This is a genomic window from Bradyrhizobium sp. PUT101, from assembly GCF_052043945.1.
GTDB lineage: Bacteria > Pseudomonadota > Alphaproteobacteria > Rhizobiales > Xanthobacteraceae > Bradyrhizobium.
This window is the reverse complement of sequence record NZ_CP197207.1, coordinates 2342325-2360857: the sequence shown is the minus strand read 5'-3', so window position 1 is coordinate 2360857 and position 18533 is coordinate 2342325. Positions and strand designations below refer to the sequence as shown.

At 62.2% G+C, this 18533-nt stretch carries 20 protein-coding genes; 15 read left to right on the top strand and 5 right to left on the bottom strand.

Going from position 1 to position 18533, the window contains the following annotated elements:
• The first annotated feature begins 142 nt into the window (after positions 1-142).
• The gene (locus ACSHT2_RS11500; protein ID WP_440641668.1) at positions 143-412 is read left to right on the top strand and encodes a DUF6894 family protein; all 270 of its coding nucleotides are present in this window, start codon (positions 143-145) and stop codon (positions 410-412) included.
• Here the strand turns inward: ACSHT2_RS11500 and ACSHT2_RS11495 are convergent.
• Both ACSHT2_RS11495 and ACSHT2_RS11490 read right to left on the bottom strand, forming a co-directional pair.
• A complete protein-coding gene (locus ACSHT2_RS11495; protein WP_440641667.1) occupies positions 406-666 on the bottom strand; it encodes a hypothetical protein in 261 nt (86 codons plus the stop codon). The genes ACSHT2_RS11500 and ACSHT2_RS11495 overlap by 7 nt on opposite strands.
• Positions 630-830, bottom strand: a complete 201-nt coding sequence (locus ACSHT2_RS11490; protein ID WP_440641666.1) for a hypothetical protein — start codon at positions 828-830, stop codon at positions 630-632. Before ACSHT2_RS11490 ends, ACSHT2_RS11495 begins: the two co-directional genes overlap by 37 nt.
• Before the next feature lie 684 nt (positions 831-1514).
• On the opposite strand from ACSHT2_RS11490, the gene ACSHT2_RS11485 reads away from it, so the two are divergent.
• From ACSHT2_RS11485 to ACSHT2_RS11475, 3 genes are all read left to right on the top strand, one after another.
• Entirely contained in the window at positions 1515-2324 is an 810-nt protein-coding gene (locus ACSHT2_RS11485; protein WP_440641665.1) for a DUF4261 domain-containing protein, read from the top strand.
• 539 nt (positions 2325-2863) lie between these two features.
• Positions 2864-3235, top strand: a complete 372-nt coding sequence (locus ACSHT2_RS11480; RefSeq protein ID WP_440641664.1) for an imm11 family protein — start codon at positions 2864-2866, stop codon at positions 3233-3235.
• Between the two features lie 556 nt (positions 3236-3791).
• Positions 3792-5414 (top strand): hypothetical protein, encoded by a 1623-nt coding sequence (locus ACSHT2_RS11475; protein ID WP_440641663.1) that lies wholly within the window; start codon positions 3792-3794, stop codon positions 5412-5414.
• Positions 5415-5566: 152 nt separating this feature from the next.
• Here the strand turns inward: ACSHT2_RS11475 and ACSHT2_RS11470 are convergent, their stop codons facing one another.
• Together ACSHT2_RS11470 and ACSHT2_RS11465 are read right to left on the bottom strand one after the other, a co-directional pair.
• Entirely contained in the window at positions 5567-7090 is a 1524-nt protein-coding gene (locus tag ACSHT2_RS11470; RefSeq protein WP_440641662.1) for an FAD-dependent monooxygenase, read from the bottom strand.
• Positions 7091-7280: 190 nt separating this feature from the next.
• Positions 7281-7496 carry a hypothetical protein gene (locus tag ACSHT2_RS11465; RefSeq protein WP_440641661.1) on the bottom strand — a complete coding sequence of 72 codons (216 nt, stop codon included), beginning with the start codon at positions 7494-7496 and terminating at the stop codon, positions 7281-7283.
• A gap of 29 nt (positions 7497-7525) precedes the next feature.
• Here ACSHT2_RS11465 and ACSHT2_RS11460 point away from each other — a divergent pair, with 29 nt between their 5' ends.
• The 6 genes from ACSHT2_RS11460 (at position 7526) to ACSHT2_RS11435 (ending at position 12173) form a co-directional block, all read left to right on the top strand.
• Positions 7526-8008: a hypothetical protein gene (locus ACSHT2_RS11460; protein WP_440641660.1), complete on the top strand. Its 483-nt coding sequence runs from the start codon at positions 7526-7528 to the stop codon at positions 8006-8008.
• Positions 8005-8304 carry a hypothetical protein gene (locus ACSHT2_RS11455; protein ID WP_440641659.1) on the top strand — a complete coding sequence of 100 codons (300 nt, stop codon included), beginning with the start codon at positions 8005-8007 and terminating at the stop codon, positions 8302-8304. Before ACSHT2_RS11460 ends, ACSHT2_RS11455 begins: the two co-directional genes overlap by 4 nt.
• A 63-nt stretch (positions 8305-8367) precedes the next feature.
• Positions 8368-8796 (top strand): GNAT family N-acetyltransferase, encoded by a 429-nt coding sequence (locus tag ACSHT2_RS11450; protein ID WP_440642817.1) that lies wholly within the window; start codon positions 8368-8370, stop codon positions 8794-8796.
• A 239-nt stretch (positions 8797-9035) separates the two neighbouring features.
• Positions 9036-10304 carry a CaiB/BaiF CoA transferase family protein gene (locus ACSHT2_RS11445; RefSeq protein ID WP_440641658.1) on the top strand — a complete coding sequence of 423 codons (1269 nt, stop codon included), beginning with the start codon at positions 9036-9038 and terminating at the stop codon, positions 10302-10304.
• A gap of 66 nt (positions 10305-10370) precedes the next feature.
• Positions 10371-11600, top strand: coding sequence for an acyl-CoA dehydrogenase family protein (locus ACSHT2_RS11440; RefSeq protein WP_440641657.1), 1230 nt, complete (start codon positions 10371-10373; stop codon positions 11598-11600).
• Between the two features lie 9 nt (positions 11601-11609).
• Positions 11610-12173 (top strand): flavin reductase family protein, encoded by a 564-nt coding sequence (locus ACSHT2_RS11435; RefSeq protein WP_319337624.1) that lies wholly within the window; start codon positions 11610-11612, stop codon positions 12171-12173.
• Between the two features lie 15 nt (positions 12174-12188).
• Here the strand turns inward: ACSHT2_RS11435 and ACSHT2_RS11430 are convergent, their stop codons facing one another.
• Entirely contained in the window at positions 12189-13106 is a 918-nt protein-coding gene (locus ACSHT2_RS11430) for an NAD(P)-dependent oxidoreductase (RefSeq protein WP_440641656.1), read from the bottom strand.
• A 166-nt stretch (positions 13107-13272) separates the two neighbouring features.
• On the opposite strand from ACSHT2_RS11430, the gene ACSHT2_RS11425 reads away from it, so the two are divergent.
• The 5 genes from ACSHT2_RS11425 (at position 13273) to ACSHT2_RS11405 (ending at position 18511) form a co-directional block, all read left to right on the top strand.
• On the top strand, positions 13273-14256 hold the full coding sequence (locus ACSHT2_RS11425) for an ABC transporter substrate-binding protein (protein ID WP_440641655.1): 984 nt from the start codon (positions 13273-13275) through the stop codon (positions 14254-14256).
• Between the two features lie 74 nt (positions 14257-14330).
• Positions 14331-16025, top strand: coding sequence for a dihydroxy-acid dehydratase (ilvD, locus tag ACSHT2_RS11420; protein WP_440641654.1), 1695 nt, complete (start codon positions 14331-14333; stop codon positions 16023-16025).
• Positions 16026-16119: 94 nt separating this feature from the next.
• The gene (locus ACSHT2_RS11415) at positions 16120-16965 is read left to right on the top strand and encodes an ABC transporter ATP-binding protein (protein ID WP_440641653.1); all 846 of its coding nucleotides are present in this window, start codon (positions 16120-16122) and stop codon (positions 16963-16965) included.
• The gene (locus ACSHT2_RS11410; protein WP_440641652.1) at positions 16962-17747 is read left to right on the top strand and encodes an ABC transporter permease; all 786 of its coding nucleotides are present in this window, start codon (positions 16962-16964) and stop codon (positions 17745-17747) included. The genes ACSHT2_RS11415 and ACSHT2_RS11410 overlap by 4 nt, the downstream gene beginning before the upstream one ends.
• The gene (locus ACSHT2_RS11405) at positions 17744-18511 is read left to right on the top strand and encodes an ABC transporter permease (RefSeq protein ID WP_319337608.1); all 768 of its coding nucleotides are present in this window, start codon (positions 17744-17746) and stop codon (positions 18509-18511) included. The genes ACSHT2_RS11410 and ACSHT2_RS11405 overlap by 4 nt, the downstream gene beginning before the upstream one ends.
• Positions 18512-18533: the final 22 nt, after the last annotated feature.

Below are 18533 nucleotides of genomic sequence, written 5' to 3'. Positions count from 1 at the left end.
GGCGAGTGCGCGAGCTCACGCACTCCGGTCCCGGCTGAGCGTGCGCGCTCCGTTCCCAAAACCCATTGATCCCAAGAGAATTTTTGCGTCCTCTTGGAAACCTTTGTTCGCTACCTGAGCTATTACGGCAAAGGATGCGGCCATGCCCCGATACTACTTCGATCTTCGCGACGAGAAGGGAATTGCGCTGGACGAGGAGGGACTGGAATTGTCCGGCCCGCGCGCGGTTCAGGCCGAGGCGGCCAAGTCGGTTGCCGACATGGCGCGCGACGCCGTGCTCTCCGCGCTGCTCACGGGCGGCCGGCAGGAGATGGCGATCGACGTTCGCGACGCCGGCGGCCCCGTCATGCAGGTGACGTTCTGCTTCGAGATCGAAGATCTGACGTCGCGATCGCGGTCACGCGATCATTGATGCATCGGTGTCGATCGGGATCGCGCGTGCAGCGGTGGCCGGGATTGATCGGAGTCCAGCACGGCGACCTTGCGGCCGAGCTGCCAGACTTCGACCTTGCCCAGCCGCGTGAACTGCTTCGCAAAGACCAGCGCGGAGGAATCGGACGGGGCTTCGAACGCTTCGGCGGATCGAAAGACGCCGTTTTCGCCGACGAGATAGGCGCGATATTGCTGCGTCATGTCGGCGCCCTCAGTCCGGGCGAGCGCAGCCATGCCTCGATCTGCATGGCGGTCTCGTCCTGTCGCGCCTGGCGCAACAGCATCTCGCGGCGACGCCCCGGCGTAAGCGTGCGCGCTTCCGCGCGACAGCGGGCGGCTTCGTCCGCGAGTTTGTCGGTCAGGGTCTTGGTCTGTTTGAAACGACGTCGTGTCTGCATGGCGCATCTCCCTCATTCGAGCAGGCGGGAGCGCAACTGGCGTTCTCATCACCGATCTGTGCCACGGGCCTTGCGATGATAGATCAATTCTACGCCGATTGCGGGGGCGAGGTCTGTATCATTTGGTACGCCGCAGATTAAATTTTCGGGTGCAAGTTCAGCCGCTTGAGCCACTTACTCATTTTGCGAGCGACGTGATGCCAGGCTCATTTTTGAACCAAAGCGACCTCCGGTAGGCGACGTCGCTGCACCGGCCGAGGCTTTTCCTCCGTGGGCGCCGGTGGCTGAGAGACCGATCGTGCTCCCGCCTGCAAAGCGAAGGGAGCCCCGAGATGCGCGTCTGTCGGCCGCTGCCTGCCGAGCACGAGCCGACTGAACATGTGCTTCGGATCGCGCGCGAATGCCGCGAGCTATTGAAGCAATCACCACCCGATACGTTTCTTGGGCGCAAGACGCAGGACGCGCCGCCGAGGGAGGAGGCGGATGGCGACGGCGGGTGATGGGTGCTGTGGAATGTCTGCGCCGCCTGGCCACTCGCCTCGGCCTCCTGCATTGACCTGAGGCCGAGACCCCTCTTGCGCTTGCTCGACGCGAGCGTAGAACGTCGATTGACAGTGTTCGCTATTTGTTCTAGGTGGCTTTTGGTTCAACCTGTGGGCGAAATACCGAAGCATCGGTCTCGTCTTGGAATTTTCTGCGGGGCAGTTCATGAGTACGTCTTTTCTCTCTTTCATCCTGTTAGACAGCCCCGTCACGCCCGACATGTCCGCGGTCGCCAAAATCCTTCGCGCGCGACATCCGGATTTGATGACGGGGCCGGACGATCCTGGCGAGCAACAGGTCCAAGCAAGCTCGCCACTCATTCGCTGCGGCAACCAGCTTGTTGCCGTTATGTCGATGCCGGCCCCGATACCGGACGATGACGGTCTGTGGGCGCGCGCTGCCACGATCTGGCCGGAGGGCAAGGCGGTGGCCGCCCGGCATCGCGGTCACCTGATCGTCTCGATGCTGGGAAAGAACGAGAGGCCTCTCGTCGCCGCGCGCGTCACCGCCGCGGTGATCGGCGCGTTGATCGCCGCCATGCCGGAATGTTGCGGCGTGGTGTGGGCCGGCCGGGTGGCGCGGCCGTCCGGTCTTTGGCTGGAAATGTCGAGCCGCTCTTTTGCACCGTTTCCCGACTATCCCTTCATACTATGGGTCGACATTCTTCCCTTCCAGTCGGACAGGAAGATCGGCGCGATCACGGTCGGGTTGTCCACCTTTGTGGGGCGCGAGATCGAGTTCAAGACCGCCAAGCTGACGCTGCCCGCACTGATCGACAAGGTGGCCGGACTTTCGGTCTATCTGGTCGAGCACGGAAACGTGGTGAAGGATGGCGACACGATCGGCGCAAGTGCAACCGAGCGTATCGCAGTTCGGCATCGGAATTCCGAGGTCTTCACTGGTTTGCCCGTGTTTTCATGTACCGACGACGTTGCAGGCTCTCTTCAATGAACTGCTCAGGATTTGCATATCCTGCTTGGTGCGCCTCTCGAGCGCATCGTTTGGCACGTCAGGTAAAACACTGGCAAAATGGCATCATGGAAAGAGTTCGGATCGAGCCCGCGGGATTCCGGGGCTTATTGTTGGGCGCCCATCGTGGTCTTTGCCTGGTGTTCGCTGCGAGTGCAGTGTTCGACTAAGCTTCGGTCGTGAGTAACGAAGAAGCAATTTCTGCTGAAGAATGGACGTCTAAGAGTTCTGAGAACGATGAGCCATACGAACGAAGATATAGTTTATGGCTGCGCCCTCCGATGGATGTCGAAAGAGAAAGGCGCCAAGGCTCTATCGTGTCGAACTCAGGATTCGTACGCCCCCCGGGCTGGAATTGGAGAATCTTGCCGCCTTGGGCGCCGGCCGCGTGCTTCTGTCGCCAAGAGGCGAGCGAAGCTTCTCGCCGCTGTCTGAAACGCCACGGCTGCTGATCGACAAATCGCTTGGGCGGCCGCCGGTGGATTGGGAGATGTTTCACGATTTGGCTCGTATCCGATGGGATGAAGAGCGTTCTCGAGGCCGATGATCGAGAGGGTGTGGCGTTCCTGAGGTGCGAAACGCGGTCGCTGAAGGGAGGTGCGCCCGTTTATTGGCTTTGCGATATCGTACGCCGGCTCGACGTCATCGACGAAGAAAAGTCGATCGTCGAAGTCCTGGACGATGGAACAGATTTCAGGCGATACGATAATATGACGACTTCCGGCTATGCCTTCCGAGAGGAGGCTATCGGTTCGGCTCATATTTTCCGGCCACGCTTTCTGGAGCAGTGGATTATTTATGATCAGGCAATGAAGGACGCATGTAAGGCTGCCGGTGTCAGAGGCCTGAACTTCGGATATGCCTACGGCAATTACAAAGGCCTTCATCCCTAGAGCGTGATGAGATGAGGCTTGATCACTGCAACGACGGAGGTGCGCTCCCTCTCCCGCGCGCGGGAGAGGGTCGGGGAGAGGGTATTTCCGCGCTGGGACAATCCCCAAGAGGAGAAAGCCCTCTCCCGGCGCTTCGCCGACCTCTCCCGCAAGCGGGAGAGGTGAAGGAGCCGCGGCAATCGATTCAACCTAAAGCCATTCCGCTTTAGTTTTTCTCACGTTGAGATTCGTAGAGATCTGACTTGCCCATTCTTGGGCTCGTCTCAAGATCGCTCTCTTGCCGAAGGCATTTGCACGACACCAGCAGAGGGGCGGATGCCCCTGTTGCCCTCGCAGCAATGCGAAGCGCTACCGTCGTTAACCAAACCGAGACGCAACGGCCTTGTAGGCGCCCCGTACCAATCGCCGATGCGGTCCGGCGGCCGCATGAATATCTAGCGCGCGCAAAGAGGCCGGCTTTCGCTGCTGGCCATCCACCAAGAATTCCAGATCAGACCAGCCGGCTGCGATCACCAGCAGCTTCGAATGCCGGCCTGCGTCGGAAAGTAGCACTCGCTTGTTTCAAGATCATCACGTTTTGCCGCGGCAATTTGCAGGCCATCCGGTCATCCAACTCTTGGGAAAACGGTTCAATCCTGATGCGATTCGAAATTTGGTAACGTTGCCGTCCAGGCAGCCTCTGGCGACGGAGCTTAGCTCGAGCCCGCATACGGGAGGACATCTCGGAACGTATTACAAGGGTTTCCACGACTTTCTTAACGAGCTCGAAGTGTCTCCGAAGTTCGACGCTGCTAGTGCGGGCGATGAGCGTGCGCTGGACGAGATTGCTTCCGATGTGAACGCCTTTGTAGCCGCTGCCAAGTACGCGGTAGCAAACGGTCATCTGCTTCCCAATACCCCAAAGGGACTAACGACTGAGGAAGGAAATGGTGAGAACCGCAAATGGTTCTCAAACCGCGGGACATATGCCGCGGACCATGCAGAACAAATCCGGCAGATGCAGGAAACGGTCGAGCAGTTTAACGATGCCGGTCGGCGGGACGCGGCCTTGGCCTTTCCGCTTTTGTCGCCCACGAGTGGTCTCAGCATGGCAGAGAGGATCGAAATATTAAGACGCTTTGGGAAAGGCAACCCTATCTCACTGCAATTCACGGGTGTCGGCCCTGTCCCTACCCCGCCGGGACTCGTTCCCTCTATGATCGAAACTCGCTTGCGAGGCCTCTCTCCACCCGCTCATTCCGACCTCAACGAAGACGAAGGGTTCACACCGAGTGATCCCCGCTTCACACGTGTGCTGCCACCCTTTCCCACGCTAGATCCCAACGAACAGCGGATCGGTCAATTGCCTCCGACAACGACTGCCCCGACAGATCCGCTGGTGCTGCAATTCGATCCGCACTCCGGAACGGCGCTTCCATTCTACGAGAATCCCTTGGCTGGGGGCACGTCTCCCGCGCGCGATCTTCTTCCTTGGTTGGCCGGAGCGGCCGCACTCGGCGCGGCGGCGCCCTTCGTTCCCGCTTGGCTGCTTGCCATTGGGGGCACCTTGGCGCTTACGCGCGCTGCCAACGCGCAGGAAAGTAGTTCCGGCGCGACGATGGGCGCTGGCGCTCCTGGCGGAGGAGTGTTCTCGGCAGGCGCGTCTGCGTTCAACACCAACGGCGATAGGCTTAACGTCCACAACCCGGCTGGCAGCAGCAACTCTTCGGGCTCATCGGCGTTCGGGCCGCAGTTGAGCGAAGCCTCGTCGTTTGATCCAGAGACCGCTAGCAGTTTTGCGGATCGCTTCGGCAATTGGGCCAGCACGGCAGTCGGCACCATGCCTGCCAAAGATTTGCCAGAGGCCGCGCCCACGTCTGCCGCAGGATCAGTCGCGCCCGAAGATGTCCGGCGTCTCGCCCGTGTGAATGAGACGAACGCGGGCAACGTGTTCACATCGGGGAGTGCGCCAGTCCCGCATCTGCCGTCTACCGAATTCAACGAGCGGTTTGGCAGTTGGACCGTGCCGCCCGCTGGTGGCCAGCATCCGCAACCGGGCAAGCCGATCGGTATATTCGCGGATGAGCCGAGCTACCTCATTCCACCACCGATCTTCGGAGTGGACGGCCCGGGCAATCCGCATAATGACGGTGAGGAATGGTTCTCTCGCTGGATACGGCCTTTGCTTCGGCCGGAATGAAGTTTGTGGCGGACTCCTCGTGGGCCGCGAGCACAGCCATTTGACACGTCGGGCAAAACACTGGCAGAGTGGCATCATCGAAAGAGTTCGTATCAAGCCCGCGAGTATGCCGCGGGCTTGTTTGTTTTGGCGGCGCATGAGACGTTCGTGCTTTATGCACCACCCGTCCCGAACCACGTCGTCAGCGCCTCCGCAAGTCCGCATCGGTTCTCGTCTCCCACCCAGGCCACATGGCCATCGGGCCGCACGAGCACGGCCTTGGGCGCGGCGACTTGTCCAATGGCCGGAAGCTCCCATGCGCCGTCGCAATCGGCGTCGACCAACGCGATGCGATCTGCCCAAGGAGCGATGTCGATGCCGCCGCGCTTGCCAAGATTGAGCAACAGGCCGCGCGCGCTGTGCAGCAGCGCGAACAGTCTCAGCTTCTGTCCGTCGACCGTCAAATCGAGATCGGGCATGCGGCGTCCGAGCAGGGCGTGGCCTTCGCCGAGATCATAGCGGATGTCGAGCCCGCTCATCATCGCGCCAAAACGCTTGCGCGGCTCGTCCATGGCGAGAAGCTCGGACACGACGTCGCGCGCGGCCTTGAGGCCGTCGTCGGCGCGGCGGAGCAGGGCGATCTGCGCCCTGGTGTTGCGCAGCACGCGCACGGCGACGGGATGGCGCTCGGCGTGGTAGGTGTCGAGCAGGCTGTCAGGCGAAATGCCCTTGACGACCTGCGCCAGCTTCCAGCCGAGATTGACCGCGTCCTGCAGGCCGATGTTGAGGCCTTGGCCGCCCACGGAGTGATGGATGTGCGCCGCATCGCCGGCGAGCAGCACGCGTCCTTTGCGATACGACACGGCCTGCCGTGCCGCATCGGTGAAACGGGAGATCCAGGTGGCGCTGTGCAGATCGAAGTCGGTGCCGTACACGGCGACGAGGGCCTCGCTGAGATCGCGCAAGGTGGGCTCGCCGGTGCGCTCGCGCATCGCTTCCGTCACGACGACCAGCACGCGCCCGCTCTCGGTCCTGCTGAGGCCGTGGAAGCCGAGCGCGTCGTGACGCAGGCCGAATTCCGGCTCCTCGCGCATCTCGACCTCGGCCATGAGGTTGGTGAGCGTCGGATCGGAGCCGGTGAAGTCGATGCCGGCGGTCTTGCGCACCAGGCTGCGGCCGCCGTCGCAGCCGACGAGATAGTTTGCGCGCAACGTCTCGCCGCCGGAGAGCGTGACATCCACGCCGGTCTCGTCCTGCGCGAAGCTCGTCACCTGGGCGTTGCGATAGATCGGCACTGCGAGCTCCGCGGCCCAGTCGGCCAGGAGGCGCTCGATGTGGCTCTGTCGCAGCGCGAGCCCGTAGGCGTGCCTTGTGGGGAGGTCGCTGATGTCGAGCCGCGTCCAGGCGAAGCCTGCAAGCTGGGTGATTTGTCCTTCGCGCAGGAAGCGCTCGGCGACGCCGCGCTGATCGAGGATCTCGATGCTGCGTGCGTGCAGTCCGCCGGCGCGCGTCTCGACCAGCTCCTGGTTGGCGCGTCGCTCGACCACGGCGACGTCGATATGCGCCAGCGCAAGCTCCGCGGCCAGCATCAGCCCGGTCGGGCCGCCGCCGGCGATGATGACCGCATGGCCGGTGGTTGCCGCGCGTCTTGCGCGCGTTCGGCCGCGCGACCGGGATGTCGGAAGCGATACAGGCATGTCGTGACCCCTCGACTCGTTGTTCGGGTCGAGGCTTCTACGCGATCATCGGGGGCTTGAAGCAAGTCCCTTGCGCACCACATATTGAGTCGGGAGGAGGGGCTTCCGCTTCAGCGCCCGCCGCGTTGACACGTCGGGCAAAACACCGGCAGAATGGCATCATCGAGATGCGCGCCGATCGCCAGACAGCCTAGTCATCCTTCGACAGATCGCCCGGTTCTGTGGGTAGATCGATGGTGCCGCCATCGCCATGCACGAGATCGCGGTTCTTGTCCTCCGTCTCGCCCGCGTCTTCGATGACCGCCGCCTGCGTGTCGCGCTCCCTGTCGATGCGCGGCGTTGACCGCGGAAGATTTCGTGATGCCCTGTTTCGCGATGTCCTGGGTGAGGTCGTCTTGACTGCCATGGCCAGTCCTCCTGATCGCCTAACGCGGCTTGCGCGAATTCGTTCGTTTGACACGTCGGGCAAAACACCGGCATAATGGCATCATCGAGACGAGTTTGGTTGACCCGCGCGGAGACATCCGCCGCGGGTTTTTTCGTTCTCGATTTCGGAATCGGACGGCGGCAACGCATTGCGGCCACGCACTCGTCAAACTTGGAGCGCCCATCGGCGCGCCGCCGTCCGAACCATTGCTGGCCGTGCACGCGCGAACGTGCCGGCCCGCGGCGCAGGGCCCGCTGCCCGCGCCGCTGCGGTCTCCGGTCGCCGAGCTCGGGCGCTGGTACGAGCCGGACAAGCTGATGGGTTATTGCGTCGCGCTCTATTTTGCCAAGCTCCTGGTCTGGGACAAGGTTCTTGGATTGGGCTCGACGGACGCTCTGGCGGGGTTTGCGGCGATCACAGCCAATCTCGTGGTCTCATTCTATTTCGCCAAGCGCGGCTTCGAGAATGTTGCGAGGATCATCAAGCGATGAAGATGGCGGACGACGAGATCAAGGCCATTGTGGCCGAGACGATGGCCCAGCAGCACAGGCTCCAGCAGGAGAGCATCGATGCGATCGTACTGAAGGCAGTGGCGTCGGTGTTCGCCTCTTTTGGAATCGAAGATGACGACCGGAAGGAGCTGAGAGCCGATTTTCAGCACTTGCGGAGGTGGCGAAAGAGCGTGGAGCAGGCCCAGAGCTACACCTTCAAGGCGGTGATCACGGTGATTGCCACCGGTCTCATGGGGGCCGTCTGGCTCGGTGTCAAGGTCGTGCTGGGCAAGTGAGCTTCCGGCGATGGTGACGTCGCCGCGCACCCGATCTCGGTCTTTGCCGCAATGAGCCGCGCCATGTATAGAATTCGTATCGTCGATCCGTCCGATGATGACGTTGCCGACACCTTAGCCGACCTGCATCAACTCACGTTCTTCGATGCCGCAGCTATGCCCGAGTTCGAGCTTGGCGCGTGGTGGCTGGCTTATCACGGTGATGACGCGGTCGCCTTCGCTGGTGTTGTGCCGTCGACGCACGTTCGAAATGGCGGCTATTTCTCCAGGGTCGGGGTCTTGCAGCGGCATTGGGGGCGCGGCCTCCAGCGCAGGCTCATGCGCGTCGTCGAGGCGCGGGGACGGCGCATGGGATGGGAGAGCATCGTTTCCGATACGACGGGTAATCCGATATCTGCCAATAATTTCATCCAGGCGGGCTATCGGCTCTATGAACCCGGATTGCCCTGGGCCTGGTCGCATACGCTGTACTGGCGAAAGTGGCTCCGCTGAGAGAATGGAACGGGGTTTCCCGTGATGCGGAACGTGGCAACGTCGAATAACTGGCGCGAGACGTCGCGCAGCCCATATGCCCGGAATGTCGAAGGGCCCGGCAGCCTGGTGGCTGCCGGGCCCTTTTTTGCGTATTTGGGCAATGCGGGCGAAGCACTTGCGAAGTCGGCAGCGCCGGGCTTTAAGTTTCCTCTTGCGGAAATTCGGCGGCCATAAGCCGATGTAAGGGAGCGCTATCGATGCCCACCAAGCCTCAATTGCCGGTGCGTTCGTCGCGAGGGACTGGAGGGCCGACTGCGCTCGATGGTCTGCTGGTCGTCGATTTCACGCGCGTGGTCGCCGGCCCGGCCTGCACCCAGACGCTCGCCGATTACGGCGCCCACGTCATCAAGATCGAGAACCCCGACGGCGGCGACGACACGCGCGTCTATGAGCATGCCGAGATTGGCGGCGAAAGCGCCGCCTATCTCAGCTTGAACCGCAACAAGCGCGGCATTGCGCTCGACCTTGCCGTGCCGGAGGCTCGAGAGATCGCGCTGGATCTGATCCGCAAGGCAGATGTGGTCGTGGAGAACTTTTCGAGCGGGGTGATGAAGAAGTTCGGGCTCGACTATGAGTCGGTCGCGGCGCTCAATCCGCGGCTGGTCTATTGCTCGATCTCCGCCTATGGACGCACCGGCCCGTTTGCTTCGCGGCCCGGCTTCGATCCCATCACCCAGGCGGAAAGCGGCTTCATGTCGCTCAACGGATTTGCCGACGGCCCGGCGGTCCGTACCGGCCCGCCCATCGTGGACATGGCGACAGGGATGTCCGCTTGCAACGCGATCCTGCTGGCGCTGCTGGCGCGGGACCGGCTCGACCGCGGCCAGCATGTCGAAGTAGCCCTGTTCGACGTTGCGATGGGGATGACCGGCTTCTACGGCATGGCCTATCTCATCAACGGCGAAAACCCCGGCCGGTTCGGCAATTCGCCCAGCGGGTCTCCCACGGTCGGGGTCTATGAGGCCTCCGACGGGCCGCTCTACATGGCCTGCGCCAACGACCGGCTCTACCGCCGGCTCGTGGTGGAGGTCCTGAATCGACCTGATCTCATCACCGATCCGCAGTTTGCCACGCGCAAGGCCCGTTCGGAGAACAAGGAGCGGTTGCGGGCAGCGATTGCAGAGGTCTTTGCTAGCGATACTCTCGAGAATTGGATGGCGAAGATGAAGCTGGCCAATATACCGGTCGGCTATCTCCGCACGGTCGAGGAGGGGTTCAATGCCCCCGAAGCTCGCGAGCGCCATCGCTTGAACCGGATTCCGCATCCTACAGCGGAATGGGTGCCCAACATCGAGCCACCGATTACCATGAGCCTGACCGGCGCGATCGATCCCGTTGCGGCGCCTCTATTGGGCCAGCATACGAAGCAGGTCCTGCATGATACGCTCGGTTACGACGAGTGTCGCATCGCCCAATTTGCCGAGAAGGGCGCCTTTGGCTCGGCCAAGCCTCCGACGCCAGCTTGAGGACATTGCCTCGGCTTGATTTAGCGAAGGTCTCGCCGCATAAATGTGTGAAAGCGAGGGACACGAATGGCGCTCGATCAGGAGCCGCGCATGACTCAACCCACCGGACAGCAAGCCGGCGGAGAAGTCTATGCGGCAATGATTGCGAAGGCTCGAGCGCTATTGCCCCGACTACGCGAGCGCGCCGCGCGGACGGAGGAGCTGCGGCGTCTTCCACCGGAGACCGAAAAGGATCTCCATGACGCTGGCCTGTTCCGGATGCTCCAGCCGGCCCGGATCGGTGGCGCTGAGCTCGACTATGTCGCCCTGGTCGATTGCGCCGAGCTGCTCGGGCAGGCGGATGCGTCGGTAGCCTGGAATCTTGCCAACCTGGCGAGCCATCACTGGATGCTCGGCATGTTCGAGCAAAGGGCACAAGATCTGGTCTGGGGCCATGATCCGGACGCGCTGATCGCATCCTCGTTCATTTTTCCCGCCGGACGCGCCACGCGGGTCGAGGGCGGGTACCGGCTGCACGGCAGCTGGCCATTCTCCTCGGGCGTTGCCTCCTGCGAATGGAATATGCTTGCAAGCGTGGTCTACTCCGACGACGAGGCGGACGGCATCGAGTATCGAATCTTTTTGCTGCCGAAAGGCGACTACAAGGTGCTGGACACCTGGAATGTCGCAGGATTGCGCGGGACCGGCTCGTGCGACGTGGAAGTCAGGGACGCCTTCGTGGCTGACCATATGACGGTCGCCGTCGGTGATCTTGCTGGTGGCCCGACACCCGGAAGCAAGGTCAATCCGAATCCGTTGTATGCGCTGCCGGTGTTCTCGCTGTTCCCTTACGTCCTCTCCGGTGTCGCGCTGGGGAATGCGCAAGCGTGCCTTGATGATTACACAGAGGTCGCGCGTCATCGTATTTCAACCTACAACCGCGCCAAGCTGAGCGATTTTCAAAGCACTCAGATCAAGATCGCGGAGGCCTCGGCTAAGATCGACGCCGCCCGCCTGATCATGCGGTCGGCCTGCCTCGATGCCATGGAGGACGCACGGTGCGGCCGTGTTCCTGACATGGCAACCAAGACCAGATATCGGCGCGACGGATCTTTTTCAGTGAACTTGTGCACGGACGCGGTCTCGATGCTGTTTGCCGCAAGCGGTGCGCGCGGTCTGTTCACGAGCGGCGTGTTGCAGCGGCAGTTCCGCGATGCGCACGCGATCAACTCGCATCTCGCCTTCAACTTCGATGCGGCCGGGACCAACTATGGACGGGTGGCGCTCGGCCTGCCGTCCGAGAATCTCACGCTGTGAGGTCGGCCGATGAATGATCTGCCGAAGCAGCCCCGCGCTCCCGATCCCGCCAACGAGTTCGCGAGCGACAACTCGCAGATCGATCCTCGCGACTTTCGCAACGCGCTCGGAACCTATGCAACGGGCGTGACGATCATCACGGCGGCAGCGCCTGACGGCAAGCCCTACGGACTGACATGCAATTCGTTCGCCTCGGTCTCGCTGAATCCGCCGCTGGTTCTATGGAGCCTGGTCGTCTATTCCTCGAGCCTGGCCATCTTCCAGAACGCCAGCCATTTCACCGTCAACGTGCTTGGCGCTTCGCAACAGGCGCTTGCGAACAAGTTCGCAAAATCGTCGGACGACAAGTTCGCGGGCGTGGAATGGACCCCTGGCCTCGGCAACGCGCCAGTGCTCGCCGAGAGCGTCGCCAACTTTCAATGCCGCTCCGTGAATCGCTACTATGGCGGCGACCACGTGATCTTTCTCGGCGCGGTCGAGGCCTACACCTACAATGCGAAGGAGCCGCTGCTCTTCGCGCGGGGGGCGTTCGGCCGCTTCATGACCGACGATGAACGCAAGAAGGCGCCGTAACGCGCTTCAGGTCGCCTAGACAGCTTGGCGCTCCGGCGCCGAAAGCTTGTAGATCTCCAGCGCGTCCGCTTCCGCACCTCGCGCGGCCTTCGCCAGCCTGAAAATTTGTCCGGCAAGGGTGGCCATTGGCACCGGCGTCGACGTCGCCTGTGCGACATCGGCGACCGTATCGAGATCCTTGAGCATCGTGGCGATGTGACCGAGCGGCGGGCTGTGAATGCCTTGGACCATCCGCGGCACGAACAGTTGGAGCGGGATGGAATCCGCAAAGCCGCCGGCGAGCGCTTCGGGCAACCGGTTGGCGTCAATTCCGGCGTTCACGGCAAGGCGCGTTGCTTCCGCGAGGACGGCCATCGCGCATCCGACGATCACCTGGTTACACAGCTTTGTGGTCTGGCCGGCGCCGACCGGGCCCATATGCGTGAACCTGCGCGCCATGGCCAGCACATAGGGCCGCACCCTCTCGATGTCGCCAGCTTCTCCGCCCGCCATGATGGCGAGTGTGCCTTCCTCGGCGCCCTTCGTGCCCCCGGACACCGGCGCATCGATCCAGTCTGCACCGTTCGCGTCTTTCAGTCGCGTTGCGAGATCGCGCGCCGCGTCGGGATGTATCGACGAGAAGTCGACGACAAGCTTGCCTGCGCCGGGCACCGCTGCCAGACCTTCGGGACCGAAGATCACTTCCTCGACCGCTGCCGCATCGGTCACGCACATGAAGACGATATCCGAGTTCACCAGGAGATCACGAGGCGTGACCGCGCGCTTGGCGCCGGCCTCGGCGAGCGGCGCCACCTTGCCCTCCGAGCGGTTCCAGACAGCGACCTGATAGCCGGCCTTGAGCAGGCGTCGGGTCATCGGCGTACCCATGAGTCCGAGGCCGAGATAGCCGAGCCTTTCGGCGCCTTGCGAGTTTGCCTTGCTCTCATCAGCCATAGGTTGCCTCCTTCTGTCGCATTGTGGCGCCGCTTTACCATACATTGCACATCTGACGGCAAAACCGCCCGGCTCGCATGGCTTGCCTGATTGTTTGAACCATGAAACATTTGCGGCGGTCGGGTTTGGGGGCGCCGGTCGGCGCCGGAGCAGCGGAGTGGGCACGATGCGAACCGTTTCGAAATGGATCCTGGCATTGGGGGCGGCAGCAGCCGCGAGCGCGGGGGCAGGCCCGTCATGGGGGCAGCAGACGATCCGCGTCGGCTGGACGATCCCGGCCGAGGAATCCAAGTACTGGATGATGCGCAGGCCGGCCGAATTTCCCAGTATCGGCAAGACCTACAACATCGAATGGACCCAATTCCAGGGCACCGCGCCGATGACGCAGGCCCTTGCAGCCGGCGCGCTGGATTGCGCGACACAGGCGCCGCTGTCGCTCGCCAACGGCGTGGTCGGCGGCAATCTCAAGGCCTATATCGTGGCCCAGCACGTTTTCGAGAAGCCCGGCGGTTTCTCGGTCTACTGGGCGGTCAAGGATGACTCGCCCATCAAGACAATCGCCGATCTCAAGGGCAAGACGGTCGGCATCTCCGTGATCGGCGGTGGCACGCAAGGGCCATTCAACCTGCTCCTGAAGCAGAATAGCGTCGATCCGGCCAAGGACATCAAGCTGGTCGAGGTCGGCTTTGCCGTCTCCGAGGACGCGCTGCGCCAAGGCCGCGTCGATGCGGTCAACATGAATCAGCCGTTTGCCGCACGCGCGGAGGCCAAGGGCGGCACAAGGAAGCTGTTCTCGCTGTCCCAGGCCATGCCGAACATCGTGCACATCCTGGAAGCCTGCCGTGCCGATTTCGTCGACAAGAACCCGGAGCTGGTCAAGGCCTATGTTCGTGACATCACTTCAGGCATGAAGAAGGCGCTGGCGAACCGTGAAGAGACCTTGAAGGTCGTATCAGAGGTGCTCAAGGCGCCTGTTCCGGTGCTCGAGACCTATCTGCTCAAGGACAATGATTTCGGTCGCGATCCAGGCGCAGCACCAAACTTCCCCGCGATCCAGAAGATGCTGGATATCTATGCAGAGACAGGAATGCTGCCTAAGTTGGATGTCGCGCAGTTCAAGCATCAGACGATCGTCGCTCCGCTGCAATAGAAGCGGGCGAACTATTGAGCGTAAGATCGTAGCGTTCCGGATCATCCGGAACGCTACATGAAGAAGTTGCACATATGAAGAAGTTGCGATCACGGGTCACCACAGACGGGCTCGACCGAGCCCCGCATCGTGCATTCATGCGCGCTATGGGGCTCGACGACGCTGCGATTGCCAAGCCGATGGTGGGCATCGTCAGCATGAAGGGCGAGCAGACGCCCTGCAACATGACCCACGACTTCCAGGTGGCTGCGGCAAAGACCGGAATCGAGGAGGCCGGCGGCACGCCGCGTGAGTTCTCGACCGTCTCGGTCTCCGACGGCATCAGCATGAACCACGAGGGAATGAAATTTTCCCTGTTCTCGCGGGAACTGATCGCCGATTCGATCGAGGCCGTCGTCCATGGGCTGGCCTATGATGCGCTGATCGGATACGGCGGATGCGATAAGACGCTTCCCGGCGTGATGATGGGTATGGTTCGCTGCAACGTGCCGTCCATTTTCATCTATGGCGGCAGTTCGCTGCCGGGTCGCGTGGACGGTCGAACGTTGACGGTGCTCGACTCCTATGAGGCCGTCGGCAGCTTCATGATCGGCGAGATCGACGGCGGCACGCTCGAGCGGATCGAGCGCGCTTGTCTGCCTACGATTGGCGCATGCGCCGGCCAATTCACCGCGAACACCATGGGAATGGTCTCGGAGGCGATGGGGATGACCATTCCCAACGTCTCGATGGTGCCCGGTGTTTATGCCGAGCGGGCGCAGATATCTCGACGCGCCGGGCGGCTGATCATGGCGATGGTGGAGCGGAGTGGACCGCTGCCGCGCGACATCGTGACGCGCAAATCCCTGGAGAACGGCGCGGCGATCGTGGCCGCGACGGGCGGCTCGACCAACGCCGCGCTGCACCTTCCTGCCATCGCGAACGAGGCCGGCATCGCGTTCACAATCGACGACGTCGGCGAGGTTTTTGCCAGGACGCCGCTGATCGGAAATCTGCGCCCCGGGGGCAAGTACACGGCAAAGGATGTCTATGACATCGGCGGTGCGGCGGTTGTGATCCGCGAGCTCATCCAGAGCGGGCATATCGATGGCAGCTGCTTGTCCGTTACCGGCCGCACACTTGCCGAAGAATATGGTGAGGCCAACGCGCCCGATGGAGACGTTGTGCACGCGGCCCGCACGCCAATTATGCCTGACGGCGGCGTGACGGTTTTGAAGGGAAACCTCTGCCCCGATGGTGCGGTGATCAAGGTCGCTGGCCTCAAGAGCCAGTTCTTCGAAGGTGTGGCGCGCGTGTTCGAGGATGAGGAGGCCTGTGTCGCAGCGGTTCGTGACCGCAGCTACAAGGCGGGCGAGGTTCTCGTGATCCGCAATGAGGGGCCGGTCGGTGGACCCGGCATGCGTGAGATGCTCGGCGTCACTGCGCTGATCTACGGGCAGGGTATGGGCGAAAAAGTGGCGCTGATCACCGATGGCCGGTTCTCCGGCGCGACCCGCGGCATGTGCATCGGCTATGTGGCCCCCGAGGCATTTGTTGGCGGTCCGCTGGCGCTTGTCCGCGACGGTGACAGGATCCGGATTGATGCCGCAAATCGGCGGATGGATGTCCTGCTCGACGAACAGGAGCTCACCGCGCGGCGGCGCGATTGGAAGCAACGTCCGCCGCGTCACCGTGCAGGTGCGCTCGCAAAGTATGCGCGACTGGTCGGTCAGGCGCCGGGCGGAGCCGTTACGCATGAAGGCCCGGCAGAATGGCCGTGGTTCGAATGACGGACCGCACGCGTGCGAAGGCGACCGCCTGTCTGGCAGGCTTCTTGCTAAGCTCGTGCCGCTGAATGTTCGCACGAGTGAGACGAGATACGGGATGACGGTAGTGCCTGCGAGATCGAGCGAATGGATGAGACCGGTGACATCACAAGATCCGGCTTCCGCAATCATCGAGATCGATCGCGTCTCGCAGGTCTTTCAGACCTCGGCGCGCAAGGATCATTTGGCGCTATCGGACATCTCGCTGACGATCGAGGAGGGGGCCTTCGTCTCAATCCTTGGTCCGTCCGGCTGCGGCAAGTCGACACTGCTCTATATCGTCGGCGGCTTTGTCGGCCCGACCAGCGGCATCGCGAAGATCAAGGGACATGCGATTACCGGGCCCGGCCCGGATCGCGGGCCGGTGTTCCAGGAGTTCGCCTTGTTTCCCTGGAAGACCGTGCTGGGCAATGTGATGTATGGCCCACGCCAACAAGGTGTGCGCGCCGCCGAGGCCGAAGCGCAGAGCCGAGCCTTGATCGAGATGGTCGGCCTCAAGGGCTACGAGAATTTCTACCCCAAGGAATTGTCCGGTGGCATGAAGCAGCGCGTGGCGCTGGCGCGCACGCTCGCCTACCATCCTGAAGTGCTACTGATGGACGAGCCGTTCGGTGCGCTCGACGCGCACACCCGGACTCGCCTGCAGAACGATCTTCTGACCATCTGGGAGCGCGACCGCAAGACGGTGCTGTTCGTCACTCATTCGGTCGACGAGGCCGTCTTCCTCTCGGACAAGGTCGTCATGATGTCGAAATCTCCCGGCCGCATCCGGCAGGTCATCGAGATCGATCTGCCGCGGCCGCGCCGCCGCAATGAGCTGTTGCTCGACCCGCGCTACCAGAAATACGTCGTCGATATCGAGCGCATGTTCGATGAGAGCGACGAAGCCGGGCTTGTCTCATGATGTCGCCGGCTGTCTTGACCAGACATGCTGCTCCGGTGCTGGCCTGTATCGGATTGCTGGCAGCGTGGCAGGTTGCCTCGCTCGCACTGAAGAACGACAGCTTCCCGACGGCCATCGAGGCGGTCCGGGCAATTCCGGACATTCTCGGCGACAAGGAATCCCTGATCAACATTTTCGCTTCGCTTCGCCGCATGGCGATCGGGTTCGGTGTGGCGGTGCTGGTTTCGATTCCACTGGGCCTGTTGATGGGACGCAGCCGGGGCGTCGCGGCTTTCTTCAATCCACTCCTGATGGTGATCTATCCGGTGCCGAAGGCCGCCTTGATGCCGATTATCATGCTTTGGCTGGGCGTTGGCGACCTCACCAAGACACTGGTGATCTTTCTGGGCGTCAGCCTCCCCGTCATCTACCACAGCTTCGAGGGTGCCAAAGCCGTCGAAGAGAAGATGCTGTGGTCAGGTGCCGCGATGGGGCTTTCGCCCGCACAACGCCTGGTGCGGATCGTGCTGCCCGCGGCGCTGCCGGAAATCCTGACCGGATGCCGCACGGGATTGGTGCTGGCGCTGATCACGATGATCACCAGCGAGATGATCGCCCGTCAGTCGGGCGCCGGCAATATCCTGTTCAATGCGCTTGATATGGGCCAATACGACACCGTTTATGCGATGATCATCATCGTGGGAGCGATGGGAATTTGTCTCGACGCGATTTTTGAAAGGGTTCGCGCCAGACTGGTGCGCTGGTCCGAGCCGCAGTTCGACATGCCGCTGAGCTTCTCATGATGTCGCGCTTTCTCTCCCCGAACGTCTTTCTTGGGATTGTCCCTATCGTACTGGTGATCGCGATATGGCAGGGCCTGGTGTCATTCGGCTTTGCGCCCGCGGTCCTGCTGCCGCCGCCGGGCTTCGTTTTCAGCCGCCTGCTTCAGCAGCTCGTGACGTTTGCGTTTCAGCAGGAGATCGCGGCAACGCTGATCCGGCTGTTTGCCGGATTCGCGATTGCGGTCGTGCTTGGGGTGAGCATCGGTATCGCGGCTGCCGCCAGTCCCGCGATCAACGCCGTGGTCCGTCCGATCGTCCGCGTGTTGGCGCCTTTGCCCAAGGTCGCGCTCTATCCGGCGCTTCTGCTTTTGCTCGGGTTCGGCCACGGATCGAAGATCACATTGGTGGCCGCGGACGCGCTCTTTCCCATTCTGCTCTCCACCTATTACGGTGCATCGACAGTCGAGCAGAAGCTGATCTGGTCGGCCATGGCGGCAGGAACGCCGCGCTATGAAATCCTCTTCAAAGTGGTGCTGCCGGCCGCGATGCCTTCGATTCTGACCGGATGCCGGATCGGCCTTGTCATTTCCTGCATCGTGGTGTTTCTAGCCGAGATGATCACGTCGACGGACGGATTGGGGCATGCGCTCGTGACGGCAGCCCGAACCTTTCAGGCGGTCGATATGTTCGTGCCGCTGATCACGATCTCACTGCTGGGATTGATCCTGAACGGCCTGTTGGGCGCCGTGCGCTCGTACTTGCTCAGGGGCTTCCCCGAAGCGTAACAAACAAGAATCTTGAAGACCG